The 24,177-nt window shown below is 70.7% G+C and carries 20 protein-coding genes and 2 pseudogenes; 9 read left to right on the top strand and 13 right to left on the bottom strand.

Going from position 1 to position 24,177, the window contains the following annotated elements:
• Positions 1 to 5 precede the first annotated feature (5 nt).
• The 6 genes from AS594_RS33130 to AS594_RS33110 form a co-directional block, all read right to left on the bottom strand.
• Positions 6 to 1,505 (bottom strand): FAD-dependent oxidoreductase, encoded by a 1,500-nt coding sequence (locus AS594_RS33130; protein WP_069936030.1) that lies wholly within the window; start codon positions 1,503 to 1,505, stop codon positions 6 to 8.
• Positions 1,506 to 1,561: 56 nt separating this feature from the next.
• Complete coding sequence (locus AS594_RS33125) at positions 1,562 to 2,296, bottom strand: class I SAM-dependent methyltransferase (RefSeq protein WP_069774942.1); 735 nt, start codon at positions 2,294 to 2,296, stop codon at positions 1,562 to 1,564.
• On the bottom strand, positions 2,293 to 3,480 hold the full coding sequence (locus AS594_RS33120; RefSeq protein ID WP_069930954.1) for a lycopene cyclase family protein: 1,188 nt from the start codon (positions 3,478 to 3,480) through the stop codon (positions 2,293 to 2,295). Before AS594_RS33120 ends, AS594_RS33125 begins: the two co-directional genes overlap by 4 nt.
• A gap of 83 nt (positions 3,481 to 3,563) precedes the next feature.
• On the bottom strand, positions 3,564 to 3,866 hold the full coding sequence (locus AS594_RS44020; RefSeq protein WP_141746816.1) for a hypothetical protein: 303 nt from the start codon (positions 3,864 to 3,866) through the stop codon (positions 3,564 to 3,566).
• 170 nt (positions 3,867 to 4,036) lie between these two features.
• Positions 4,037 to 4,381, bottom strand: coding sequence for a DUF3140 domain-containing protein (locus AS594_RS33115; RefSeq protein WP_069774943.1), 345 nt, complete (start codon positions 4,379 to 4,381; stop codon positions 4,037 to 4,039).
• Positions 4,378 to 4,605, bottom strand: coding sequence for a hypervirulence associated TUDOR domain-containing protein (locus AS594_RS33110; RefSeq protein WP_069774944.1), 228 nt, complete (start codon positions 4,603 to 4,605; stop codon positions 4,378 to 4,380). The genes AS594_RS33115 and AS594_RS33110 overlap by 4 nt, the downstream gene beginning before the upstream one ends.
• Before the next feature lie 349 nt (positions 4,606 to 4,954).
• On the opposite strand from AS594_RS33110, the gene AS594_RS33105 reads away from it, so the two are divergent.
• The 3 genes from AS594_RS33105 (at position 4,955) to AS594_RS33095 (ending at position 7,806) form a co-directional block, all read left to right on the top strand.
• Positions 4,955 to 5,491 (top strand): Dps family protein, encoded by a 537-nt coding sequence (locus AS594_RS33105; protein ID WP_420877909.1) that lies wholly within the window; start codon positions 4,955 to 4,957, stop codon positions 5,489 to 5,491.
• Positions 5,488 to 6,363: an SDR family oxidoreductase gene (locus AS594_RS33100; RefSeq protein WP_069775052.1), complete on the top strand. Its 876-nt coding sequence runs from the start codon at positions 5,488 to 5,490 to the stop codon at positions 6,361 to 6,363. The genes AS594_RS33105 and AS594_RS33100 overlap by 4 nt, the downstream gene beginning before the upstream one ends.
• 258 nt (positions 6,364 to 6,621) lie before the next feature.
• Positions 6,622 to 7,806 carry a spore photoproduct lyase family protein gene (locus tag AS594_RS33095; protein ID WP_069936029.1) on the top strand — a complete coding sequence of 395 codons (1,185 nt, stop codon included), beginning with the start codon at positions 6,622 to 6,624 and terminating at the stop codon, positions 7,804 to 7,806.
• Positions 7,807 to 7,993: 187 nt separating this feature from the next.
• On the opposite strand, the gene AS594_RS33090 is transcribed toward AS594_RS33095, so the two are convergent.
• Complete coding sequence (locus AS594_RS33090) at positions 7,994 to 9,568, bottom strand: carbohydrate-binding protein (protein WP_069935695.1); 1,575 nt, start codon at positions 9,566 to 9,568, stop codon at positions 7,994 to 7,996.
• A gap of 294 nt (positions 9,569 to 9,862) precedes the next feature.
• Here AS594_RS33090 and AS594_RS33085 point away from each other — a divergent pair, with 294 nt between their 5' ends.
• The gene (locus tag AS594_RS33085; protein ID WP_069775056.1) at positions 9,863 to 10,504 is read left to right on the top strand and encodes a hypothetical protein; all 642 of its coding nucleotides are present in this window, start codon (positions 9,863 to 9,865) and stop codon (positions 10,502 to 10,504) included.
• Positions 10,505 to 10,606: 102 nt separating this feature from the next.
• Here the strand turns inward: AS594_RS33085 and AS594_RS33080 are convergent, their stop codons facing one another.
• The gene (locus AS594_RS33080) at positions 10,607 to 11,578 is read right to left on the bottom strand and encodes a TauD/TfdA family dioxygenase (RefSeq protein WP_069775058.1); all 972 of its coding nucleotides are present in this window, start codon (positions 11,576 to 11,578) and stop codon (positions 10,607 to 10,609) included.
• A 305-nt stretch (positions 11,579 to 11,883) separates the two neighbouring features.
• A complete protein-coding gene (locus tag AS594_RS46450; RefSeq protein WP_240509138.1) occupies positions 11,884 to 12,507 on the bottom strand; it encodes a GDSL-type esterase/lipase family protein in 624 nt (207 codons plus the stop codon).
• 673 nt (positions 12,508 to 13,180) lie between these two features.
• On the opposite strand from AS594_RS46450, the gene AS594_RS33070 reads away from it, so the two are divergent.
• The 5 genes and pseudogenes from AS594_RS33070 (at position 13,181) to AS594_RS33050 (ending at position 16,654) form a co-directional block, all read left to right on the top strand.
• On the top strand, positions 13,181 to 13,864 hold the full coding sequence (locus tag AS594_RS33070) for a TetR/AcrR family transcriptional regulator (RefSeq protein ID WP_069935694.1): 684 nt from the start codon (positions 13,181 to 13,183) through the stop codon (positions 13,862 to 13,864).
• A 208-nt stretch (positions 13,865 to 14,072) separates the two neighbouring features.
• The gene (locus AS594_RS33065) at positions 14,073 to 14,591 is read left to right on the top strand and encodes a hypothetical protein (protein ID WP_069935693.1); all 519 of its coding nucleotides are present in this window, start codon (positions 14,073 to 14,075) and stop codon (positions 14,589 to 14,591) included.
• 244 nt (positions 14,592 to 14,835) lie between these two features.
• Positions 14,836 to 15,087: pseudogene (locus AS594_RS48020) on the top strand (peptidase inhibitor family I36 protein); the annotation flags it as partial.
• Positions 15,088 to 15,508: 421 nt separating this feature from the next.
• The gene (locus tag AS594_RS46445) at positions 15,509 to 16,048 is read left to right on the top strand and encodes a hypothetical protein (RefSeq protein ID WP_069774977.1); all 540 of its coding nucleotides are present in this window, start codon (positions 15,509 to 15,511) and stop codon (positions 16,046 to 16,048) included.
• Positions 16,049 to 16,237: 189 nt separating this feature from the next.
• Positions 16,238 to 16,654 carry an ATP-binding protein gene (locus AS594_RS33050; protein WP_069774983.1) on the top strand — a complete coding sequence of 139 codons (417 nt, stop codon included), beginning with the start codon at positions 16,238 to 16,240 and terminating at the stop codon, positions 16,652 to 16,654.
• A 106-nt stretch (positions 16,655 to 16,760) separates the two neighbouring features.
• Here AS594_RS33050 and AS594_RS33045 read toward each other — a convergent pair whose 3' ends face one another.
• The 4 genes and pseudogenes from AS594_RS33045 to AS594_RS33030 form a co-directional block, all read right to left on the bottom strand.
• Complete coding sequence (locus AS594_RS33045) at positions 16,761 to 18,206, bottom strand: FG-GAP-like repeat-containing protein (protein ID WP_069933756.1); 1,446 nt, start codon at positions 18,204 to 18,206, stop codon at positions 16,761 to 16,763.
• A gap of 304 nt (positions 18,207 to 18,510) precedes the next feature.
• Positions 18,511 to 19,461, bottom strand: a pseudogene (locus tag AS594_RS33040) (IS481 family transposase).
• 123 nt (positions 19,462 to 19,584) lie between these two features.
• A complete protein-coding gene (locus AS594_RS33035) occupies positions 19,585 to 22,389 on the bottom strand; it encodes an alpha/beta hydrolase (protein ID WP_069933757.1) in 2,805 nt (934 codons plus the stop codon).
• Between the two features lie 207 nt (positions 22,390 to 22,596).
• Positions 22,597 to 23,982: a pyridoxal phosphate-dependent aminotransferase gene (locus tag AS594_RS33030; protein ID WP_240509137.1), complete on the bottom strand. Its 1,386-nt coding sequence runs from the start codon at positions 23,980 to 23,982 to the stop codon at positions 22,597 to 22,599.
• Positions 23,983 to 24,177: the final 195 nt, after the last annotated feature.

The following is a 24,177-nucleotide window of genomic DNA, read 5'->3' as shown; positions in this document are numbered from 1 at the left end:
CGGTTTCAGGACCGGTTCGAGGACAGCGCGGCGATGCCGCGAAGCACCGGCGAGCGCCCCTTGCGGGGGACCGTCCACAGCAGGTGGCCGCGTACGCCCCAGCGCCGCAGCAGCGCGTTGGCGGCGAGGAACCCGGTGGTGGCCGCGCGTTCCATGAGCGCCACAGGAAGATCGCTGCGGACCAGGTCGCCGGCCATCATGAGGGTGGGGTGGGGGGTACGTACCCCGGGGCGGGACGCGTATCCCCCGACGGGGAACAGGGGGCAGTCCGCTCGCCACTCGTGGCGGGCGTCGACGATGCGCGCGGCCCTGGTCTCGGGGTAGAGGCCGTGGAGCTGCCGCAGCAGGGTGTGTTCGACCTCCTGGCGGGCGGTTTGTCCGTCGACCGCGTACGCGTGCAGTTCGACGACGCTGCCGCCGGTCTTCTGCGCCCACCTGGCCGCTTCGCCCTCCCAGCGGTCCAGGACGCTGACGTTGTCGAGGCCGTCGAAACCGCTGGTGCCGAGGAACCCGGCCCGGTGCGGGGCGACGGGCCGGTCGAGCCACAGCCGGGAGACAAGGAAGGGCGGCGCGGTGCGCTGGGCGGCGATGTCCGCGCGCCACGCCGGGTCGCCCAACTGCGGTGAGGAGGCGACGAGGCGCCGCAGTCCGCCCACGTCAAGAGCGAGAACGACGGCGTCGTAGTCGGTGGACGTGCCCCCGGTCTCGACACTCAGAGTCGTAGCGTCGACGGTGCGTACGCGGTCCACGGGGGTGCGGATGCGGATGCGTACGCCCAACCGCTCCAGATAGCGGCCCAGGGGCTCCCACAGTGCCAGCGGGAAGGGCTCGTCGGGTACGTCGAACAGCAGCCCCTCGGACGAACCGAGGAAGTAGATGTGGAACATCAGCAGGAGCTCGGCCGCCGACAGTTCGTCCGGGTCCGAGAAGAAGCTGCGGGAGAACACCTCGAACGCCAGGTGGTGGGCGGCTTCGGGGAAGTTCACCGCACGCAGGAAGGTTTGCGCACTGACGGAGTCGAAGCGCTCGTACACCTCGGGAACGCGGACGTCGAAGAGCGGGAGAGCCGCTCCCGGGCTCATGGCGGCGAGGTCGCGCCAGCCGAAGGTGGGGCTGAGTGCCGCGAAGCCCATCGCGCTCCAAGGCGGCGTGCGGGGCACGTGGGCGAAGCTGTCGGTGAGGCCGTTGCGGTGGCGCAGCGGGTAGTCGGGCAGCGGGCGCAGAGCGGACAGAGTGGGGTCGGCGCGACGCAGCAGCCCGCGCAGGTTGTAGTACTGGCGGAAGAAGGCGTGGAAGCCCCGGCTCATCGTCACCTGTGTGCCGTCGGCGAGTTCCGTACGCCGGCCCGCCAGGCGGCCGCCGAGACCGGCTTCGCGCTCGTGGAGCGTGACCTGTACGCCGCGTTCGGCCAGCGCCGTGGCGGCGGCCAGACCGGCGATACCGCCGCCGACGACCGCTGCCCTCGGGCCCGGACCGTGGAAGCGGTCACGGCCCCGGGTGGGCATCACGACCTGCGCCTTGCGGTCCCTGCCCCTGCGCGGAACGTTTCCCCTCGTACCGGTCACAGCGTGGCTTCCTTCGCTCCGCCCTCGGCGCGACGGCCCAGGAATGTATGGACGATGCCCGTCTGCCATCCCGGTACAGGCAGGACGCGTGTGCCGGTGAAACCAGCGGCGGCGAGCCGTGCCGCGAACCGGGGCGCGGTGTCGAAGTCGAGCACGCTCCGACGGAGGTAGCGGTAGAGGCCGGTGTCACCGGTGACCGTGCCCGCCGGGATGATGACGGCCCCGCACACGGCGGACCACAGCGCCCGGTGCGCCGCCGAACCGCTGAGGGAGTACTCGTGCACGGCGAGTCTGCCGCCGGGGCGCAGCAGCGCGTGGACTGCGGCCAGCACCGCGTCCAGGTCCGCCACGTTACGGAAGAGGTAGCCGGCGAAGACGGCGTCGAAGGGCCCGGTGACACCCGCGGCGGCCAGGCGCTCCACGGGCGAGTGCACGAACCGGACGTCCGCGGGCCAGGACTTGGCCGCCGCCCGCTCCAGCATGCCGGCCGAGGCGTCGACGGCGGTGATCCGGGCGAGGGGCGCGGCCCGCAGCAGCGCCGCGGTCGAGGCGCCCGTACCGCACCCGATGTCGAGGATGTGCCGGCCCGCGCCGCCGGCGGGCAGCCGCAGTCGGCGTGCCGAGCGTCTCAGGTCGGCGTGGTACCCGGCGTTGAGGCCGACGAGACGGTCGTACCGGGGGGCGGCGTGGTCGAAGGCTTCTGCCAGGTCCGTGTCTCGCATCAGCGTCATGCGGTGCCCTGTCCACGGGTCGGGGGGAACGGTCTGCGCGGCAGGAAGGGGAGTTCCGCCACTGTACGGAGCATGGGGCGGACCGGTGTGGAGAATCCGATGGAGATGTCCTCCCACACGTGGCTGCCACCGTCGAGGAACCGCAGTACCCGGTCGGCCGGCACGCGCTCGAACAGCCGGGCGAAGAAGTCGGGTCCGTTGATGCGACCGGTGTCCAGGGCGCGCAGCATGACGGAGTCCATGGCCAGCGCCCGCCTCCCGTGCGGCGGTGGAAGCCTCACCGGCCTGCCCGCGCGCAGGGTCGCGGCAACGGCCCTGCTCTGGCGCTGCACGGCGGAGAAGGTGTACCCGGTCGCCGGCCTGGTGGCGCCGCCGACCGCACCGATGCGGTGAACGGCGGCGCCGATCCGGCGTGGGAAGCGCGCGTCGGTCATGGGGATGACACCCGCTTCGGTGGCACACACGTCGAACCGTCCCAGGCCGAGGACGTCGCGGGTGTAGTGCCGCAGCGCCGTCTCGTACTCCTGGCGGCTCAGTGGAGTCCGGGAGAACTGCGTGTACTCGACCAGCGCCTCCCTCGGCCCCAGGGGGAGGACGTATCCGAAGGCGAGGCCGTGGGGCGGTTGCGGAACCCGGAAGTCCATCAGCTCCACGACGTCCTCGTCGAAGGCGGGGGCCTCGGTACGGACGAACCAGCCCCGGAAGTGTTGCAGCAGCGTGCTGCGGGCCGGCGGCAGTGTGCGGGCGGGACGCGAGTCGAACAGGTGCCGGCCACGCAGCGTGAGGCGGCCGCCGGTGCGGGTGGTGCACAGGGCTTCGGCGCCACCGCGCACGTTGCGTACCGTCTCGGCCGTGGCCTCCACCAGGCGTACCTCGGGCAGTGTCGCCAGACGTGTCCTCACCAGGGCTTCGAACGCGCCCGAGCGGAGCATCTTGTAGCGCAGCGTCCGGAGTTCACGCTCGGCGAGGACGCCGTCGCGTCCGCGTACGCGCAGCCGCCTCCAGGACATGGCCACGGCATCGTCGAAAGCGCCTCCGCCCTCTTCCCAGAAGCACCAGGTGCGCTCCCCGGGCCGCAGAGAAGGCCGCGGGGTCTCCACCAGCGTCACGGACAGGGGCCTGGCGGCGCCCGGAGCGGTCAGCGCGTGAGCAAGCGAGAGACCTGCCGCCCCGCCGCCCACGATGACTACGTCGGCTTCGGTGACGGCCTTGGCGTCGGCCTTGGCGTCGACATCGGCATCGGCATCGGCATCGGTCCGCTGCTGACTCAAACGCCCTCCTCGTGCAGGACGCGGGTTTCTTCGCCCCTTGGGACGACCAATGGCGCGTCGCACGCGAATCCCGCGAATCCCGCGTGCGCCGCTGCGCCGAGTCTGCCCGCTCCCGGCATCAGGGGCGGGTTTCCCCGCACCGCCCGCGTGGCGGAGCCCGTCGCCGCTTGCCCGAGCCGTGCCGTGCCACGCGGTGACCGGGCCACGACCGGCCCGGTCACCGCGACGACCGCTACCCCGGCCTCGACGCACGAGACGGCCGGACGGATCACCAGCATCGGCGCCGGCGCACCAACCATGATCTTCGCTCCCTCACCGACGCTCGCTGTGCTGTCGGCTACCGCTACTTCCCGGACGGTGGCGGTAGCGGATGCAGCCGGGTGGGAGAAATTCCGCGGGCCTCGGGGAAGGCTCGGCGGGAGACCCGTCGCCGTACCGGCAGACGTCCGTGGCCCACGGATCGAACCGCTCAGCGCTCGGGGTCGTGGCCCCAGTTCATGAGGGAGTAGCGCCAGCGCGTGTCGGTGACGTCGCCGCTCGGGCGCTGCTTGAGGTGCCGGTGGACGTATCCGACGACTTTGCGCATGTGGGCAAGGTCGTCGTCGGTGAGGTCGGCCTTCTTGGTGCGCAGCAGTTCGACGATGCGCCGGCCGGAGGCGTGGCCGACGCTCTCGCCGTCGTTCTCCCGCTGCCCCACGCTCTGGGACTCATCGCTCCTGAGCCACTTGTCAAGTTCGGCCGGCGGCAGGTTGACGGCTTCCTTGAACTGCTCGACGATCTCGTCGCGTTCGCCCGCCGCGTGGGACGCTGTCACGACTTGCCGCCCTTCCTGCGCAGGGCGGACGGCTTGTGAACGGCCGAGCGCCCCGACTTGTCGCTTTCCACCTCGTACTGCGGGTCCTGATCCGAGGCGTCGACCGTGCGGCCCGCGGCGCTGGTCCGCTCGGAGATCTTCCGCTTCACCTTGCCGGTGACGGTCTTCCCGTGGCTCTTCCAGGCGACCTTGTCCCCCTTGTCCAGCCTGTCCTTCTTCGCCATACGGCCCCTCGCCTTCGCGGGTCGTCTCTCGCGGGTCGTCTCTCGGCACTCTCGTGTGCGCCGGACGCCGGACAGCGCCGGACACACCTTCATGCTCGCCCCGGCGGCGGTTACCCGCAGGCCGGACAGCCACCGCCGGTACGCGCGGCGGCGCGGCAGCGCAGCCCCGTCGGCCCGTGGCACCGTCACGGCGCACCTCCGAACGGGTGGAGTGCCGGAGCCGGGCTGCACGGAAGGCGGTCCCGGCATGCGGGAAGGCGACCCGGATGGTCGCCTGAACGCACCCCCGCGTGGACAAGGAGCGATCGTGACCTCAGAGGCATCCGGCCCGAACTACACAGTCCCCGGCATGAAGGCCCAGAACAGCGCCGAGATCATCAAGCTGTTGCAGATGCGGCTGCACGCCCTCAACGACGTGGCCCTCACCCTCAAACACATCCACTGGAACGTCGTCGGTCCTCACTTCATCGCGGTGCACGAGATGCTGGATCCCCAGGTAGAGCAGGTCCGGTCGATGACCGACGACCTGGCCGAGCGGATCTCCACTCTCGGCGGCGAGCCCAAGGGGACGCCCGGAGCGCTGGTCGCGGAGCGCCACTGGAACGACTACTCCCTCGGCCGGGCCGAAGCCCTCGGGCACCTGGGCGCCCTCGACCTCGTCTACACGTCGGTCATCGAGGAGCACCGCGCGGCCATGCAGGCCACCGAGCAGTCGGACCCGGTGACCCAGGACATGCTCATCGAACAGCTGCGCGGCCTGGAACTCTTCCAGTGGTTCGTCCGTGCCCACCTGGAGAACAGCGGCGGACGCCTGTCCACCGCCGGGGCCTCGACGGAGACCGGCGCCGCCTCGCAGGCCGCCGAGCAAGCGCGCAACCAGCCGTGACGCCCCTCAGGGGCCGCACGGCGGTGGTCACCGGCGCCGCCCGTGGAGTCGGCGCCGGTCTGGCGCGCGCACTGGCCGACCGGGGCATGCGTGTCGCCCTGCTGGGCCGGGAGGAGGCCGGGCTCGCGCGGATCGCGGAGTCGCTGCCGACGGAGGCGCACTGCTGGGAAGTCGACGTAACGGACGACCGTGCGATGGCCCGCGTGGCGGAGCAGGTCGCGGACCGCTTCGGCGCCGCTTCCGTCGTCGTCGCCAACGCCGGTATCGCCGAGGGCGGCCCCTTCGGACAGTCCGACCCGGCGACCTGGCGCCGGGTGGTCGAGGTGAACCTCATCGGCAGCTCCATCACGGCCCGGGCCTTTCTCCCCCACCTGTTGACCACCCACGGCTACTACCTCCAGATCGCCTCGCTCGCGTCGATGGGCACCTCACCGCTCATGAGTGCGTACTGCGCCTCCAAGGCGGGTGTGGAGGCCTTCGCCCACTCGCTGCGGGCGGAGTACGCGCACGCGGGGGTCGGCGTCGGCATCGCCTACCTGAACTGGACCGACACAGACATGACGCACGACGCGGACGAGTACGCGGTCCTGCGCGAACTGCGTGCTCACATGCCCAGGCCCGCGCGCAAGGTGTTCGCCGTCGAGATCGTTGCCGCCCGACTGACGCGGGCGATCGAGCGACGCGGCGCGGCGGTGTACGTACCGTCGTGGCTGCGCTGCGTCCAGGTGGTGCGCGCCGCCCTGCCGCCGGTGGTGACGTGGATTGCGCGCAGGGAGATGCCCCGGCTGGCTGCGCGGGGCGACCTGGAGGCGACGGGCGTGCTCGGGGCCGGGGGCCGCGCCGACCTGTACGGCCGTGGCGCCGAGACCTAGCCGCCGGAGCGCTTGAGCAGTGCCGCCGTCCGGATCCTCGTCCGTCGTCCGGTCAGCAGCCGGGCCGCCGTCCGTCGTCCGGGCCGCCGTCCGGGTCCGGGCACCGGGACGGCGGCCTCGGTACAGTGGAAGAGCCGCGCCGCTTCCACCGCCGCCTACGTCCGGCCCCTTCCGGCCCGGTCCGAGCGGCGAGCGCGGTCCGCGGAGCGGCGTGAGGCCGGCGCCCGGACGGCGCGGAGGACGCTACCCGGAGTGATCATGCGAGATGCCCGCAGCAGCGCCGACGACGACGCGTTGTTCAGCCTCGACGACCTGGCGGCGAGCACGGGTGCGGGTACCGATCCCCGCCCCGGTCCCGGTCCGCTCTTCCGCGAGTCGGCCGAGGCCCGGAGGCTTCTCGCCGTACGGGAGATCCACGCGGAGCCGGGAGCCGCGGCCTCACTGCGGGGCCGGCAGATCCTCGCCCTCTTCCCGGGCGCCCGCCTGGTGGAGACGGACTCGCACTGGCGTATCCCCCAGTTGCACGGCAACGAGGGCAACGTCGAGCGCTGGGTGCGGGTGAAGAGCGAGACGCTGGTCCTCGGAGAGCGCAAGACCCTCACGACACGGCCCAACGGGCGGTCTGCCGACTGGATCGCTCCCGGCGCGTCCAACGGCTGCGCCATGGCCTGTGCCTACTGCTACGTGCCGCGCCGCAAGGGGTACGCCAACCCCATCACCGTATTCACCAACATCGACCGGATCATCGCCCACATCGGCCGCCACGTCGCTCAGCTGGGCCCCAAGCCGGAAGCCAACCAGTGCGACCCGCACGCCTGGGTCTACGACATCGGGGAGAACGGCGACTGTTCGGTCGACGCGCTGATCAGCGACAACACCGCCGATCTGGTCCGCGCCTTCCGGAAGTGGCCGACCGCCAAGGCGTCGTTCGCCACCAAGTTCGTCAACCCGGACCTGCTGCACCTGGACCCCCAGGGCCGTACTCGCGTCCGCTTCTCCGTGATGCCCGCGGACGACTCACGGCTGCTCGACATCCGGACCAGCCCCGTCGACCGGCGCATCGACGCGGCGGCCGACTTCTTGGAGGCGGGGTACGAGGTGCACTTCAACCTCTCCCCCGTCGTCATTCGGCCGGGCTGGGAGGACGCGTGGGCCGAGCTGCTGCGCCGTATGGACGACGTTCTGCCGTCAGCGGTCAAGGAGCAGGCGGCCGCCGAGGTCATCATGCTGACCCACAACCGGGATCTGCACGACGTCAACCTCGCCTGGCACCCCCAGGCCGAGGACCTGCTGTGGCGCCCGGACCTCCAGCAGCCCAAGCGCTCCGAGAACGGAAGCTGGAACGTCCGATACCGCAACGGGGAGAAGGCCGCCGCGGTGGAGACCCTGCGCCGCCTCGTCGCGACGCACGCGCCCTGGCTGCGGATCCGCTACGCCTTCTAGCGGAAGCGGACGGCCGCCGCCCGGCACCTGGCCGGCCCGTCCGGAGTAACCGGACGGGCCGGCAGGGCCGTTCGCCGTACACGTTGCCGCCTGGAAGCCGTCGGTGAGGAGCTGGAGACGGCTGGGCGGCATGGCCGGGCCGGGCGGCGGGTCCGGAGTTACGGCGTGGTCGTGCTGCCGCCGAAGGTCACGGCGTGGTCGTGGCGCCGCCGAAGGTCACGGCCAGGCGGCCGTCCGCGGCGAAGGACCACCGCAGGGCACCGCTGTACGAGGAGCACCGGGACCCGTTCGAGCCGGACCAGAACTGGTTCGAGCTGTCGGCGTTGCCGACGGTCTTGTCGTTGGTCCCGCTTGCGCTGCGGCACGAGACGTTGTTGCGGAACACCGATGTGCCGGCGTCGAACGAGAAGTTGCGCTCGGCATTGTCGATGCTCAGGTTGTCCGACACCGACATCGTGCCGGGGTTCCTGTTGTAGGTGAACCCGTGCTTGCCGTTGTCGTAGGCGATGCTGCGCCGGATGACGTGGTCGACCCCGATGTCCTCGCCGCCGAGTTTGTAGCCGTTACGGTCACCGTTCCCGGCCTGGGAGCCGTCGCTCAGGGTGCCGTTCTCGTAGGCGAGGGAGTCCTCGATGGTCACCGGGCCGATGGGTCCCGTGTCCGTCTTGGTGTAGAGGTCCCAGCCGTCGTCGATGTTGTTGTGCGCCACGGCGTAGCGGAACACGTTCCCGGAGCCGACGGTGAGCTTCGCGGCGAAGCCGTCGGCGTCCTCACCGTCGGAGTCGGCGTTGTCGTGCGACTCCGCGCTCAGCACAAGGTTGTTGGACGGCCACTGGTCGCGGGGGGTGCTGGAGAGCATGCGCGAGAGCTGAAGCCCGGTATCGCGGTTGAAGCGCGTCACTGTGCGCTCGAAGACGTTGTTGCTGCCGCCGACGAATATCCCGTTGTCTCCGGCGTGCTCGACGACGAGGCCCTTGACGTGCCAGAACGACCCGTTCACGGCGAGCCCGCGGTTCGCCGGGTCCTCGCTCTGGGCCGCGAAGTTCAGTACGGGCGTCTCGCCCGGATAGGCGGACAGTTCCGTGCGGTCGCCCGAAGTGCCGTTGTTGCCCGCCGGGATGGTGACCGTCTGCGAGAAGCGGTAGTCCCCGCCGCGCATGTGGATCGTCCCGCCGGGAGTGACGCGGTTGATCGCCGAGGCGAGTGTCGTCGGGGCCGACACCGTGCCGGCCGCACCTTCGCTGCCGTTCGGCGCCACGTACAGCGCGGAGCCCGAGGGTGGCGGTGCAGTACCGCCCACCTCGGCATCGAGGTGGTCGACGTTGGGCAGGCCGGCGGAGGCGGTCGGGCTGAGCCTGATGGTGTTGCTGCCCGACCTCACCGGCACCGTGAGCGTCTTGGTCACCCAGGTCCCCCACGTACCGGTGGTCTCGAACGACGCCGACGTGGCCGCCGAACCGTTCACCGAGACGTTCGCGGGTCGCGCCGCGCTGGTTCCGTTGGTGAAGCGGACCTTCAGCGTCGCGGTGCCCGCGGCCGGGGCGTCCACCGTGAACTGTGCGTAGGCGCCGACCGCGTTGGCACCGTTGCAGAATCCGCTGCCGGAGTAGCCGGCCCAGTCGGATTCGACGGCGCCGGTGCAGACCGCCGGGGCGGCTTCCGCCTCGTAACGGGTGGACGCGGCCTGGGCCGTATTGCCGGACAGCGCGACCAGTGCGCCGGCCAGCAGGCCGGCGCACGCGATGACGGGTCTTAACTCCATGGTTCGTCTCCAGTTCATTGGCTCGTCTGACCAGGGATTGGGGTGAACGCGCAGTGACCGGGCCCGGCACCGGCGAAGAGCGGCACGCGATCGGTTCAGCAAAATGAACGGAGCCGGACAGTCCGGCAGCGCACGCGAAGGTAGAAAGCGCTTTCTCGGAAGCTAGGCGCTCACCCCAGGCGCGTCAATAGACGTGTACTTGATCATTATTCGTATACTTGAACTTCCGCGGGGGGGAGCTCCGACGGCAGCCGGAAGCCGTGCGGATTGGCGACGGGCGCGGGAGGGAACTCCGTGGCTGTGAACGGTCACCCGAAGAGGGCTCGTCTGCGGTTCGAGGGGTGGATCGCGGGGCTTGGTACGTCCTCCGGTACGCGCGTGGTGCTCGGGCACTGGACGCGCTCGCCGTTCGGGCCCTTCAGCGACGTGATGATCGAACGCCCGGACGGCGAACGCCTGCTGCTCGCACCGGACCAGCGGCTCGCGACGTTCGTCGCCGACACCTACGGCTTCGACGCCGTCCAGGTCGTTCCGGTGGCGGTGAACGTGGAGGGCAGGGCCTGGACCGTCGAAGCCGGTTCGCTGCACCTGCGCTTCACCGTCGGCAGCCGCGGCCCGGTCGGTCTGTTGCTGCGCGCCGTACCCCGCACCCTCGCCGCGCGGCCGTCCTGGGCGGCGCTTGTCGACCTGCCCGCCAGGCTGCTTCCCGGCGTACGCACACGGGGCAGCGCCGGCCACGGGCGGCGGGAATGGTACGGGGCACACGATCTCCGGCCGGTGACCACCGCCGTGGCCGCCTTCGAAGGCGTCAGCCTCGGCACGCTCGCCCCCATCGATCCCCCCGTACGCTTCGGTTTCGGCTCGGCCCCCCGGCGACCGTCTCTCGTACGCGTCACCACGACGGTGGAGCTGAGCAGGGGCGGCCCTCCGGCATGAGGCCCTTGCAGGGCGTGCTTGGCGTGACTCCTGTCAGCTGCTTGAGTGCTGACGCGGGTACAAGGGGTGCCGGTTACCCGGCAGTGGTGCGCCCGTACCCGTTCAGCCGGCGGCATGGTGCGCGTAGCAGCGCCGCAGCCAGCGCGCGCGGCCCTGCGCCGCCGGTTCGAACGGCACTCTGCGGTGCATCACCCGGCGGTTGTCGAACAGGTGGAACCCTCCTTCCTCCACGAGGACCGGGAAGCCCGGCAGGGCGGCCGCTCGGTCCTCGAAACGCTCCAGCGCCTCACGCGCCCCCGGGGTGAGACCGGCCGTCCTGCCGGGGCCGTACCGCAGAGCGTTGCTGCCGTCGGGCAGCGTCCAGAGCATCGGTACGCCGCTCCTGCTCAGCGGCTTGCCGCTGTCCGCGGTGGTGTAGGACTCGGGGGCGGTGACGGCGAATTCCGGGCGGCGCAGCGCCTCGGCGGTCGCCGCCGACAGGGTCTCCAGTACGGTGTCGACGGGCAGCAGGTCGGTGGGGACCCGTTCCTCGTTGCGCATGCCGAAGAAGGACAGGCAGTGCGGGATGGACCGGGCGGGGTCGGCATCCGCCCTGTGATCGAGTATCGAGTCGTCGGTGTGCCAGTCGAGCTGCTGCCCGTAACCCCACGAGGTGAGAGCGCGAGCCGCCGCGGCACGCGGGGCCACGTTCCTGATCAAGCGCCCTTCGTTCTCCCACTGGTAGGCGACGGGGGTGAGGCCGAGGAGCCGCAACAGGCCGAAGTGCACCAGGTTGGGCACCCGCAGGAGCGATTCGTCGCAGAACCCGTCCGTGGGGGTGGGCACGGGACGCGTGGGGCCGGGCAAATTGGTGAGCGTGAGCCAGGAGGTGGGCCGGTGCCGCCACTGGGCGAGTGCGCCGAGAACAGCGGCCGGCAGGTGGTTGCGCAGATGCTTCGCGCCGTACTCCCCGTACAGGCCGGGGGCGTTGTCGGGCAGTAAGCCGTCGAGTTCGGTCGACGCGTCCAGGGCGGCCCCCGCGGCGGCCTTCGACGAGTCGGGGATGTGCAGGGTGTGGAAACCGCTGGTGGTCATGATCCCGACCCTACGAATGCGCCGATCCCCTGTTCGTGTTCCCCAGAAGATTTGAGCAGCTTCTGAGCTTGATCCCTCGGATCCCTCGCCTGTTGCGTCTGCGGCAGCGCCTCGCACAGGGGCCGGCCACAGCGCACTGGCACGCACCAGCTCCCACGGGGCCGTACGCGATCGCGGCCGGCCGGGGCCGCGTTCCTGCGCGAGGCGGCCCCGGCTCCCCGGAACTCCCTCGCACAGGACGTCCGTTGGCGACTGGGCGTTCCGGCGGACGACCGGCCGGTTCTCGACGTGGGCGACGTCGAGGGTCAGCGTTCGAGCAGTGCGAGGCGGATGACTCGCTCGACATGCTGGGCGATGGCGGTGTGGCCCTGGGTGTTGGGGTGGAAGAACGTCTGGCGGTGCTCCGGGCCGAGGCCGGCGCATTGCCCGGCCGGCCAGTTGCTCTCAGGTGCCACGGTGCCGCAGAACCCTTCCATCCACTTCTCTTCGCCGGGTTGGCACGCGTCGTGGCCCTGGCTGGACGCGTACGTGTCGACGTAGCGGTCACCGAAGAAGTTGGTGAGGTTCCGGATGGTCTGATTGAGGCGCTCCTCCATGTCGCGCAGCCAGGGGATGTCTCCGGGGGCGATGGTGAAGGTCTCGGTGGGGTCCGTGTAGCCGCAGGCGCCGGCCTCAGCCGGCAGCAGTGACGGGTAACCGACTGTGATCACCTTGGCGTTCGGGGCTTTCTCATGGACGTCGGCGAGCATCGTGATGTACTCGTCCTGGATCCGTGAGAGGCGTTCGTCCAGGGTTTCCACGCCGCGCTTCGGGTCCTCGTAGTAGTCCCGGCACGGGCGGCCACTGCCGTTGTCGGCGCCCAGAGTGAGGCACCGGCTGAAGATCTCGCCGAACGGCAGGCTGTTTCCGCCGACTCCGATCGTGATCACATCGGTCTGCTCGCCGGCCTGTGCCCGTTCGATCTGGGGGGCTACGGGAGCCCATCCCCCGGACGGTTTCGAGGGGTCGGCCAATGACCCGCGCCGATGGGGGTCTGCGATTCCCTCGTGATGTGAGGGATCGCGGCATTGCCGCAGCTGACGTCACGCAGTTGAACGGCCTGCCCCGGGGGAAATTCCGTGAGCTCCTGGTTCACCAGGTCGGGGTAGGCGTTCGGGGTCCGCTCACACCCGTCCGGCCGTTCGCCGCGCGCCCCGGTGAAGATGCCGGCCGTATAGGAGTCACCCAGCGCCACCCATTCGTAGTGATCAGCGGCTGGGGCAGCCGCGAGGGCGGGCGGGGGCACGGCCAGAGAGGCGAGTGCGGCAGCGGTCGCCGCGACTGCCGGCCAGAACCTCATGAGTCGCATGTCTTCCCTTCTTGCCCGGCGGAACAGCGCACGCGCGCAGGCACGCCGCTGCCTTACTCAGTGACTTCGCCCCGGATTCGCTACTCTCCGCTGCGGATCAAGCACGCAACGTTGACTCCCCACGGGTGGCGGGCGCGCAAACGGCGCGCGCGGCGGCGCGAGAAGCCGACGGGTCCCCACGCGTCCCCCTGCGGGCGCCCCCGACGACTTGCACTATGTGCAGGCGGCGAAGTGCGGCGGTCTACCGTGGGGCCATGCCACGTGACACGCTGACCCGCGAACAGATCGTCCGCACCGCCGTCGAGCTGCTCGACACCGACGGCCTCGAGGGCCTCAACATGCGCGCCCTGGGCAAGCGGCTGAACTCCGCCGCCACCGCCGTCTACTGGCACGTCAAGAACAAGGACGACCTCCTCACACTTGCCGGGGACCAGGTGTGGGACGAGATCCGCCTGCCCGACCTGGATGCGGTCGACTGGCGCGCCGCCGCCACCGCCATGGCCCGCGACCTGTACGCGATGTTCACCCGCCACCCCTGGCTGGTGCAGGCCCTTGCCACCCACCTTTTCCACGGCACCGGCAAGGCCCGCCACGACGACCACACACTCGCCGTCTACGAGAAGGCCGGCTTCATCGGACCGCAGGCCGACCGGGCGGCCGGCGCCGTCTTCACCTACGTCCTCGGCAACGCCACAGGTCCCGCCGCCACCACTTCGCTCATCCGCAGGATCGAGCGTGAAGGCGGTGACGCCGACGAGGCGTTCGGCGCCGTAATGAAGGACGCCGTGGAGGCCGCGTCCGGGTTCCCCCGCCTGCGGGATCGGATCGGCTCCTACGCCGGTACGGACTACGCCGAAGCCCCGGACGCGACCTTCGATTTCGGCCTGGAGTCCCTCCTGGACGGCCTTGAGGCGCGCGCGCGTCGCAGGGCGGCCTGACGCACGCTCAAGCGGCAGCCGAGGCCCGGGTCGGCGACCCGGGCCTCGGCTTCGGCCGTTTCGGATGCCGCGGACGCCCAGGACGCTGAGTACGACTGGCCTCTTGCGCAAACTCCGGCTCTAGAGTTCTCGACGTCGGAACTTGAACTAAGTGCAAGTCCGAGGGGTGGCGAGACCGTCGCTCCCGAGCTCCCAGAAGGAGACACTCGTGAACACCGTCGCCGCCGTCGCCCAGACCCTCGTCGCCGCCGCCTTCGTCAGCATCCCGGTGCTGCGCCACCGATTCGGCGCTGTCGCCAAGGCCGCGGCCGTCACCGAACTGCGGCGCCAGGGCGTGCGGCCGGCCGTCCTGGAGGAGAACAAGCTGCGCTTCGACGCGAGCGGCCACGAGTGGTGGGCACCCGGCTCCTTCGCCGCCGCGAGCCTGGCCGCCGCCGCCCTCAACCTGGCCGGCAGCCCGCTGGGCACCACCCTGACGTGGATCTTCTCCTCGATCGCCTTCGTCGCCAACGTCCTCATACTGCAAAGCCAGCTGGGAGCCGTGAAGTCCGTGCGCGACGCCTTCCGCCGCAAGGGCGACCCGGAGCTCCTGAACATCGACGTCCCCGCCTTCCTCAACGCGGCCGAGGGCGCCTTCCCCGCGTGGACGCGCACCCTTCAGAACGCCCGCCACACCGTGGTCTTCGCCGGTTCCGCCCTCGCCCTGACCGCCGCAGCCCTCGCCTGACACTCCGCCGCGCCGCCGCCCGGTGCGACGGGGGTGCCCAGCGGGTGTTGTCCCCGGCCCGGCAGGGCGCGAAGAAGTCGGAACGGGAGAGGGGCACGCAGACGGTGGGCGTGCGGTCCGTCCTCGGCAAACGGAGGGGACGGTCAGCCGTACGGCTGAAAGTTGGTTCCGCCCGATATCGCGATGGAATGGGTGGCCTTGTCGATGCCGCTGCGCCTGGCAGGCCGGCGGCCCCCAACACGTGATGGGAAGGTCAACGCCCGTGACAGTCAAGGTGAACGAAGGCATCGGGGAGGAGCAGTGTCCCTCCGGGCACTACGCCCTGTTCGAGCACGTCGGTTTCAACACCAACCCGCGCGGAGGAAGGGTCCTGACCGCCGATGAACCGGTTACCGACCTGCATGCGGACGGGTACCGCTTCTCGGACGCGACGAGCTCCGTGATCAACAACACCGAGTTCACCCTGGAGCTGTACCGAGACGCCGGGGCGAACGGTTCGTGCGTCAAGGTTCCGCCGCGCTCCAAGCGGACCATGATGCCGGGCTTCAACGACACGGTGACCTCTACCCGCCTCACCTCGGCGACCACCGCCGTGCGCGTGATCGAGGCCCAGGGTGCGGAACAGTGCCCCGCGGACCATTACGCCCTGTTCGAGCACTCCGCGTTCAACACCACGCAGCCGGGGCGCATCCTCATCTCCGACGGGCCGATCGAAGACCTGCGCGAGCACGAGCGGCTCTCGGACACGTTCAGCTCCCAGTTTCAACGACGCAGTCAGCTCCACCCGGCTCTCCGGCGACCTGCGCCACTTCGTCGGCGAAGTTGTCACCACCGGAGCCAAAGCGGGAGGCACGGTCGTCGACCACGCGCGGGACACCGCGGGCGGCATCATGCGCGGCAAAACGGGAACCGCCGACATGTTGTTCCCGAAGAACCAGAAGTGGCGCAAGATCAAACTGGAGCGCATCCGGATCTACGACATCGACGGCGGGATCGACGGACCGGGCGTCCGCACCCTCGCCATCTCCGGCCATGTCACCATCCGCCGCGGGCGAGACACGCATGTCGTGTGGCAGCGGGACGCCAAAAACCCGGAGACCGTCACGGAGTCCTTCACCGAGGGCGCCAACACCGTCGAGTGCGTCGACCTCACAGCGACCGGCAGCATGGAACGCACCGACGACTTCACCACCGATCACGCCCCCTACATCGTCGAGGCCCACATCACCGCCCACACCCGGTACAAGGGCACCTACGACATCATCAGGAAGTCCAGCCGTGAGTACCACCCGGACGGGACCCCCACTTCGAGCATCCTGGCCTCGGAAGACTCCGACGGCGAAGCCAGGGTCGCCATCCCCGTCTGGTACGGCCCCGGTCTCAGCCCGGCCCAGGAGAAGTTCGTCAGTATGATCCCCGCAGGGGGCTACAGGCACATGCGCCCCACGCCGTACTGACCCAAGGCCGCCTCGTGGCTCCGCGCCCTCGTCCGAGGCGTGCTGTACCTGGAATCGTCCGGAGCGTCATGGCGGTGCGACGGTCACTCGGCCTGGTTCTGTACGTCCTGCGCCTTACGGAGGTGATTGCGGGCCGGAGAGGGTACCCGTCGTGCAGCCACTGATGGACGAGATTCCGGGAGCATGCCAATGAGCGTCAAGGCGACAGGGTGGGCCCACACCTTTCCGGCGGGCCAAGGTGTGCGCGCGGGCCGGGACTGGACGCGCCGTCAGCTGAGCTCACTCCCCTGGGCCGCCGAGGCACCCGAGACGGTGGACGAAATCGTCCTCGCGGTGTCCGAGCTGCTCACCAACGCGCACGTACACGCGCACAGTGACGCGCAGCTCGTGCTGACCTGGGACAACAGCTGCCTTCATGTGAGTGTCCATGACGAGGCAGCCACCATGCCCGCGCCCAGGGCCCCGGATCCGGGCGCCGTTTCGGGCAGGGGGGTCAGCATCGTGCAGTCTCTCGCCGACAGCTGGCAGACGCACGCGCAGCAGCACGGGAAGACCGTCACCGCCTGCTTCAAGCCCCACCTGCCCGAACGGACAGCGCGCCCCTGACCATTGGCGGGGCGCGCTGTCCGGCACGCGGGCGCGCGGTTCACGCGGACGTGCCGGTCACGCGGGCGTCCGGTCAGTTGGCGTGCCCGTCGCGCGGGCGTGCCGGTCAGTTGGCGAAACGGTCGCCGAAGTACGACAGGCCGGTGGGGCCGCCGACAGACGCCGCGCCGAAGCTCGTCGAACCGGTAGCGGTGATTCCACTCGTACCGGCCTTGAAGAGCCAGACCGCACCCGCGCCGGCGTTCTCGGCGAAGGCGCCGGCGGTCAGTTCGGCGCGGCCGTCGGCGTTGCTGTCCGTGAGGTGCACGGAGCCGCCGAACTGGTCGTGCGACTCGGCCGCCCCGGGCACCCCGGCCGTGTCCTGGGAGAAGCTCTTGGAGCCGGTGCCGGTCAGTCCCGTGGCGGAACCCCGCAGGACGGTGACGGTGCCGGCCGCCGTCTTGCCTCCGAGCGCCTCCGACGACGCGCCGACCGCGATGTCCGCGTAGCTGTCACGGTTGGTGTCACCGGCGGACAGGCTCCAGCCGAAGCGGTCGCCCTTCTCGGCCGTTCCGGGAACATTGGCGGTGTCCTGGGTGATACGGACCGGAGTACGCGTGGACAGGCCGGTGGCGCTGCCGTACGTCACGGTGAGCGCGCCACCGAGACCGCCGTTCGGCTCGCCGGTGGACTTCTCCATGAAGTTGCCGGTGACGATGTCGCCGAATCCGTCCTTGTCGACGTCGGCCACGGCCGCCGCGTAACCGCCGGCGAGCTTGCCGGAAGCCTTGAGGCCGGTGGCCCCGCCCTTGTAGAGGACGCTGCGGGTGATGTAGTCGTCGCCGCTCTCCTGCTGGCCCATCACCACCAGGTCGGCGGCGCCGTCGCCGGTGACGTTGCCGGCGACGATGCGGTCCGCGTAGATGCCGGTCTGGCTCTGGGTGTCGATGCCGGTCAGCGCCGCCGCCTTGCCGGTGCGCGTGAAGGGCCCCTTGAAGACGTTCAGCCCGGGACCGGCCATGTTGGCGGCGGCGAGGTCGGCCTTGCCGTCTCCGTCGAAGTCGCCAGCCGCCACGTCCCAGCCGAACTCGTACCGGTTCTCGGGCAGCGGCGACGAGATGTCGGTGCCCGAGGTGAGACCGTTCGCGCCACCCCAGACGACGGTGACGACACCGTAGTCGTCGGTGCTGCCGATCCGCTCGGCGTGCACGCCGATCACGAGGTCGGTGTAGCTGTCACCGTCCAGGTCACCCGCGGTGATGCGGTCGCCGAACGTGTCGCCCGTCTCCGGCACGCCGGGAATCCCGGGGCTGGCCTGGCTGATCAGGGTGCGCTTCGACGTGTCGAGACCGCTGCTGGTGCCGTAGACGACGGCGACGTACCCGGCATTGGACTTGCCGTCGACCTTGGCGATGGGTGCCGCTATCGCCAGGTCGCGGTAGCCGTCACCGTTGAAATCGCCTTGGAGACCGGAGGGCGCTGCGGCGGCGCTGCCGGCTCCGGCGACGATCAGGCTGCCGGTGAGGGCTGCCGCGACGGCGGTGGCGAGGGTGGTACGGAGTTGGTTGCGCATGCGGGTCTTCTTCTCCTGCGGCATGCCGGACGCCGGGCGGCATCCGAATGTTGATGGATCGGTCCGGCCGTGTTTTTCGGGCGCTGCTGCCCTGAAGAAACGTTTCGACCGGTGCAGAGGGGACCACTGGAGGAGCATGAAGGTTGTACGGGTTCCATAAGCAGCCCGCGCCTCTTCGCGCCGTCCCCGGCAAACGCCGGACACCGGCCCCTTGTCGGAGGCCGGTGTCGTGTCGGTCGGTTCGGTCGGTGTCGGTCGGTGCCGTGTCCGCGGGTGCGCTGTTGGTCGGTGCCGCTCGGGCGCGCTAGGTGTATTGCCCTGTGAGGTTGGGGACGCGGCTGGCGGGTGGTTTGCCTGCGAGCGCGGTGTGTCCGCGGTGGTGTGTAGGTGTGGAGCCAGTGTGGGAAGGCGTCGCGTCGTTCTTGTTCTGATCGGTAGGGGCGGGCGTAGGCCCATTCGTCGAGCAGGGTGCGGTTGAGGCGTTCGACCTTGCCGTTGGTCTGCGGCCGGTAGGGCCGGGTTCGCTTGTGGGCGATCCCGGCCGCCGCCAGGGCATCGTGCCAGTCGCGTGAGCGGTAGCAGGAGCCGTTGTCGGTCAGGACGCGCTCGACGGTGATCCCGGCGGTGGTGAAGAACGCGTTCGCCCGGGTCCAGAAGGCGGTCGCGGTTTCCTTCTTCTCGTCGTCGTGGATCTCGCTGTAGGCGAGGCGGGAGTGGTCGTCGACGGCGGTGTGGATGTAGCTGTAGCCGGCGCCGGACCGTGTCTTGCGGCCGGCCTGGCGGCCGAGCGCCTTGTGGCCTCCGCCATCGGGGATGTTGCCGAGTTTCTTGATGTCCACGTGTACCAACTCGCCTGGTGTGGAGCGTTCGTAGCGGCGCACTGCCCGGCCGGTGGCCCGGTCCAGGTGGGTCAGGCGGGCCAGTTTGAAGCGGGTCAGGACACGGTGCACGGTCGAGGGACCAGGCCGAGCAGGTGAGCGATCCGGGCCGGTCCCCAGCGACGCAGGAGGCGCACCTTGATGATCCGGCGTTCGGTGCGGGTCGGGGTTCGCCGGGGGCTGTGATGCGGGCGGGAGGAAAGGTCCGCCATCCCGGCCTCGCCCAGAACTCGGTAGCGGCCGGCCCACCGCTGGGCGGTGGTTGTCGAGACCTGGAAGCGTTCGGCGGCCCGGCGCAGGGGCCATCCGTCCTCGACCACGCAGCGGGCGAGCCGCAGTCGTCCGGTCTCGGTCAGGGGTGCATTACGGTGGGGCATGAGGGCCTTTCGTCGTTCGGTGGAGATGTCGCAATCCACACCGAACCCGGAAGGCCCTTACTCGTTCAAGATCCCTCAGCCTAGAGCTGCATCACCCGTACACAACCTCCCGGGGCAATACATCTAGGGCGCGTTCCGTACCGAGCCGGTGACCACCGGGCCCGGCCGGGGTCCCCAGGACTCGTCGTACGTCATCATCCGGGCTTTCAGCCACTCCTTGGGCTCGTTCACGCGGTCCGTGACGGTGGGCACGGTCACCTCGGTGCTCAGCTCGCCGGCCGGAATGGTGACCGGCAGGTACGGCTCTTCCACGGCCTTGGAGAGCGGTTTGGCCGGAGTCGGCGACGCGCCGAGGGATTCCTCCAGCCAGCGGCGCTCGACGTCCAGGGTGGACAGCTCCGTGCCGCGGTCGACGGGCAGGAACGTGAGCTCGCCCATGACGTCCGCGTCGGCGACCGCCGAAAGCGTCACCCGCCAGGTCAGGCTCCGACCCTCGGTCACGTCGTCCGCGACCGGCTTGACCCTGACCGTGGGCATCGCGTCGTCGTTCCGTGCGGTCACCCCGCCCCGGTGGGAGCCGACCGCCGCACTGCGCACCGCCTTGACGAACACGTCGTGCGCGATGTCGTTGCCGTACCGGGTGTTGCCGCGCACCGGCACCGGTACGCGGATGGTGTCGCTTCCCGGGCTCACCGTCACCGTCCGGGGCGTGATCTCCTCCGTGCCGGGCCTGGCGACGAACACCCGGACCTGGCCGCTGCCCTGCCCGGTGACCCGCACCGGGACACGGTAGATCCGTACGCCGGAGTTTCCTTCCCTGACCGACAGCCGGCCGATGTCGACGCGCGCCACCACGGCCGGGCGCACCGCCGGTGTGCCGGGGCTCCAGCCCCAGGCGTCCATCAGCCAGGCCCGGCCGGAACGGCTGCGCGGGGTCAGTTCCAGGGCCTTCACGCGCTTCAGGTCGAGCCCGGACCGGACGGCGGCGGACAGGGGTACGCGTATCTCGCGCCCCCAGTGCGAGGCCGTACGCTCGCTGCCCGGCAGTCCGTCGACACGTGCCCGGCCGAGGGTGGACCGCCGGCCCGAGGCATCGACGAGAGTGACGTCCAGCTGTGTGCCCGTGGTGTTGGGCGGGACGATCATCCTGATCGCCAGCGCCTTGGATCCCGCCAGCGAGACCGGCCGTACAGGGCGCACCGACACCGCGGATCCCGGGCGCGACCACCGCATCGCGACGGCGTCGCGGCCCGGTTCCGGAGACGTCTCCCAGGAGGCGAAGTGCGGCGACCGCCCTCCCGCGCCGCCGGGGGGCAGACAGGCGCGGGCCGGGTCGGGGTCGGTCTGTGCGCAGAGCCGGCCCCCGGACACGGTCGTCGAGGGGCCCGGCAGGAAGGCCCTCGTACGGTTCGCGCCGACGGCGTGGGTAAGGACGCGCGCGGGGTCCGCCGAGGGAGCTCGGCGGTCGCTGCCGTCCAGCAGGGGACGCACGCGGTCGTCGGCCGCGACGAACAGCCGGGCCGCCGCCGCGATGTACGTGGCGCCCGCCGCCTGCTGCTGGGTGGCGGTCAGGCGGGTCCTGGTGCCCGGAGTGCAGACCGGGTCCGGCGTCTCGCCGGTCCAGAAGTCGTCGTCGGCGGGTGCCTCCGCCTGCCCCGGCGTCCATTCGCTGTTGAAGAAGTTGTGGTTGGCGCCCACCATGTACACGGCACTGTGCAGTGCCGCGCCGCGGCTGACGCCGCGCGTTCCGTCGACGTAGAGCTCGCCCTGGAGGTCGGAGACGTCACCGTCGCAGCCGGGCAGGATGGTCATGGAGGGCACCTCGGGGGCGGGGTTGTGCCCGAAGATGGTGGGCCCTATCAGGACGGTGCCGCGGATGTTCCACCGCACCTTGCCACGATGTCCGTCCTGGCCGGCGGGCGGCCGGTAGAGGCTGTCGAGCGCGGCCCTGTTGACGCCCTCTCCGCCACGCGAGTGACCGATCAGCAGCACGCGGGAGAGGTCGGCGGGCGAGGCGGCCCGCACGGCGGCCGGCGCGCCGGCCGGGCCGGCCGCCCAGTCCGCCCAGCGGGCCAGGTGCTGCCGCACCAGGGACGAGCGGGCCTGTGCGCCGCCGTCCTCCGCGAAATGGTCCTGCCCGTTGATGCCGTTGGCCGAGATGGAGAACGTCACGTACCCCTGCGAGGCCAGGAGCTTCTGGGCCCGCAAGTAGCCCCGGTGGCTCGGCACCGGCTGGGTGCCGGCCTTGCAGGGCCAGTCGCCGGCCGGACCGTCGCCGCCGGGTTTGAAGCACGTGTTGTGGCGGCCGTGCAGGAACAGCGCCACCGGCCGCTTCCCCGGGGCGTCGGCCGGTCCCACCACCGCGGCACGCATCTCCACCGGGGCAGGAAAACCGGGCAATCGCACCGATCTCAGGGCGTATTCGCCGCTGACGGTCCGGTAGCGGCCCGGGACTCCCGGGTCGACCCCGTTGGCGGGGAAGGGGGCGGCTGCCCGCTGCTCGGAGGGCGGGGAGCCGGTCCAGGGGGCCGGGTCCTTACCGGCCGCGTCCAGCCGGCGTCCGCCGGCCATTACGCGCAACTCCTTCGCCTGGCCGATCCGTGCGCCGACGAAGTCCAGCCGGAACGAGCGCCCGTCCTTCGCGGGGACGGGCCGGCCGAGCAGCCGGTCGCCGGCGTAGAACTCGACCCGGGCGTCACCCATGGGCACGTGTTCGCGTGACGTCCAGACGAGTTGCTTCCCGGCACCGGTGTCGGTGAGTTCCCAGCCCGGTGGGAGCTTGCCGGCGGTCCGCTCCGGAGGTGCGTCCGACAGTGAAGCGGCGGACGGCAGCGCGTGCGCCGGTCGCGGTGACGCCGCCGCCGGTGACGCCGCCGCCAGCGCGAGTAACACCGTCGCGGCGGTCACCGCACGTGTGACACGTATCAAGGTGGTCTTCCTCAGCATCGGTCTCGTCGGGACGCCCCAGGGATCCCCGGCGCCTCCCTCGCCCCGGGAGGACGACAACTGATGGCCGTGGGTTGCCTCGTGGGGGGCACGGGATCGCCGAGGGGCCGGCCGTGCGGGCGGCGGACCTGGCGCGGCGGCGCGCGGTGCCGACCCCCACCGTGTGCCGACCGGTCGGCAAGATCCCCGTCATGCCCCGCCGATGAGGCGGTCCACCGCCGCGATGCCCGAGGTGTAGTCCCGCTCTCCCCGCGCCCGTACCGGTCCCAGGCCCCGGGCGGACGCCGTCTCCTGGTAGCCCCGGGTGAGCATCGCCGTCGGGGCGTACCGCGGTTGGTCCGTGAGTTCGGGAAGCGCCGGCGGAGCCGCGGGTGCCGGTACGAACTGCCGCGGCCGCGGCGCCCACGCCGCCTCCGTGGCCTCCGGTGTCTCCGGTACCTCCACGACCTCCTGTTGCTGCCCGTACAACACCTGCCCCAGCGCCCCGATGAGCCGGTCGACGTCCTGCTGCGGGCGCACCACGAGGCGCAGGAAGCGGCTGGAGCTGCCGACCTTGTTGGAGCAGTCACGCACCAGCACACCGTGCTCGGACAGCAGCCGGTCGCGCAGCACGATCCCGTCCGCGCCCTGCGGCAGCCGTACGTACACGAAGTTGCCCTGCGAGGGGTACACGGTGAGGCCCGGCAGCCGCGAGAGGCGCCAGGTCATCTCCTCCCGGTCGCGGCGCGAGCGCGCGATGCTGTCCGCGTACTCCTGGCGGTGCTCCTTGAGCATGAACACCACCGTCTCCGCGAAGGAGTTGAGGTTCCACTTGGGCAGAGCCCTGCGCACCTTTCCCGCGAGCCCCGGATTCGAGACCAGGTAGCCGAAGCGGACGCCGTGCAGCCCGAAGTTCTTGCCGAGGCTGCGCAGCACGATGACGTTCGTACGCAGCACCGCCTCGGCCGCGACGCTCGGTTCGGGTTCCGCGTCGGCGAACTCCAGGAAGGACTCGTCGACGACCACCAGGTCGAGGTCCTGAAGTGCGTCGAGGAGCGCCAGGACCTGCTGTTTGGGCAGGAAGCCGCCGTCGGGGTTGTTGGGGTTGCAAATGACGGCCACGCGGGAACCTCTGGAGCGGATGAACCGTACGAACGCTTCCGGGTCCAGCCCGAAGCCGTGCGCCTCGGGCAGCAGGAGCATGTCGACGCGCTTCCCGGTCTCCATCGGCTGGTCGGTCCACCGCCCGAAGGTGGGAACGGGCACGGCCAGCGACTCGTGGACGAGCAAGTGGTCGATCCAGGTGATGAGTTCGGTGGAGCCGTTCCCCATGGCGACTGTCTGCGGGTTGAGTCCGAGCACCTGGCACAGTTCGGCGGTGATGGTGTCGGCGCCGCTCGGGTAGTACGTCAGGATGTCGCGGAGCCGGCTGCCCAGCTCGTCGAACATCGCGGGGGTGGGGAAGTACGGGTTGCAGGGGATGCAGAAGTCGGTGATTCCGCCGGCCGCGCCCGCCCCCGCCCGGTTCAGAGTGAAGTACGAGGGGCTGTGCGCGGTGGACGCGCGAAAGAGCTGCGTGATGTTGCTGCCGGCCATGAGTGCCTCCCCTGCCTGCGGGGCCCGTACCTGGACTGGACGAACCGCCCGGATATACGAGCGGCGGCGCGGCACCGTTCAACGTCTGAGGTGTGTGCGGCCCGAGGGGCCTCAGCGACTCGTGCGGGCCGTGCAGCCTGTGTTGGCTTGTGGGCCTGTGGCACTTGTGGGACTTGTGGCGCTTATGGGGTGAAC

Origin of the sequence: Streptomyces agglomeratus (assembly GCF_001746415.1) — a bacterium.
Lineage (GTDB): Bacteria > Actinomycetota > Actinomycetes > Streptomycetales > Streptomycetaceae > Streptomyces > Streptomyces agglomeratus.
This window is presented reverse-complemented; position numbering and strand designations above follow the sequence as displayed.

What these genes read in the sequence shown, in the direction of transcription:
- AS594_RS33050 (WP_069774983.1), top strand. Translation starts at nt 16,238, where the DNA reads ATGAGCGTCAAGGCGACAGGGTGGGCCCACACCTTTCCGGCGGGCCAA.
- AS594_RS33105 (WP_420877909.1), top strand. Translation starts at nt 4,955, where the DNA reads ATGAAGGCCCAGAACAGCGCCGAGATCATCAAGCTGTTGCAGATGCGG.
- AS594_RS33030 (WP_240509137.1), bottom strand. Translation starts at nt 23,982, where the DNA reads ATGGCCGGCAGCAACATCACGCAGCTCTTTCGCGCGTCCACCGCGCAC.
- AS594_RS33110 (WP_069774944.1), bottom strand. Translation starts at nt 4,605, where the DNA reads ATGGCGAAGAAGGACAGGCTGGACAAGGGGGACAAGGTCGCCTGGAAG.
- AS594_RS33130 (WP_069936030.1), bottom strand. Translation starts at nt 1,505, where the DNA reads ATGCCCACCCGGGGCCGTGACCGCTTCCACGGTCCGGGCCCGAGGGCA.
- AS594_RS33090 (WP_069935695.1), bottom strand. Translation starts at nt 9,568, where the DNA reads ATGGAGTTAAGACCCGTCATCGCGTGCGCCGGCCTGCTGGCCGGCGCA.
- AS594_RS33125 (WP_069774942.1), bottom strand. Translation starts at nt 2,296, where the DNA reads ATGACGCTGATGCGAGACACGGACCTGGCAGAAGCCTTCGACCACGCC.
- AS594_RS46445 (WP_069774977.1), top strand. Translation starts at nt 15,509, where the DNA reads ATGTTGTTCCCGAAGAACCAGAAGTGGCGCAAGATCAAACTGGAGCGC.
- AS594_RS33070 (WP_069935694.1), top strand. Translation starts at nt 13,181, where the DNA reads ATGCCACGTGACACGCTGACCCGCGAACAGATCGTCCGCACCGCCGTC.
- AS594_RS33095 (WP_069936029.1), top strand. Translation starts at nt 6,622, where the DNA reads ATGCGAGATGCCCGCAGCAGCGCCGACGACGACGCGTTGTTCAGCCTC.
- AS594_RS33045 (WP_069933756.1), bottom strand. Translation starts at nt 18,206, where the DNA reads ATGCGCAACCAACTCCGTACCACCCTCGCCACCGCCGTCGCGGCAGCC.
- AS594_RS44020 (WP_141746816.1), bottom strand. Translation starts at nt 3,866, where the DNA reads ATGGTTGGTGCGCCGGCGCCGATGCTGGTGATCCGTCCGGCCGTCTCG.
- AS594_RS33080 (WP_069775058.1), bottom strand. Translation starts at nt 11,578, where the DNA reads ATGACCACCAGCGGTTTCCACACCCTGCACATCCCCGACTCGTCGAAG.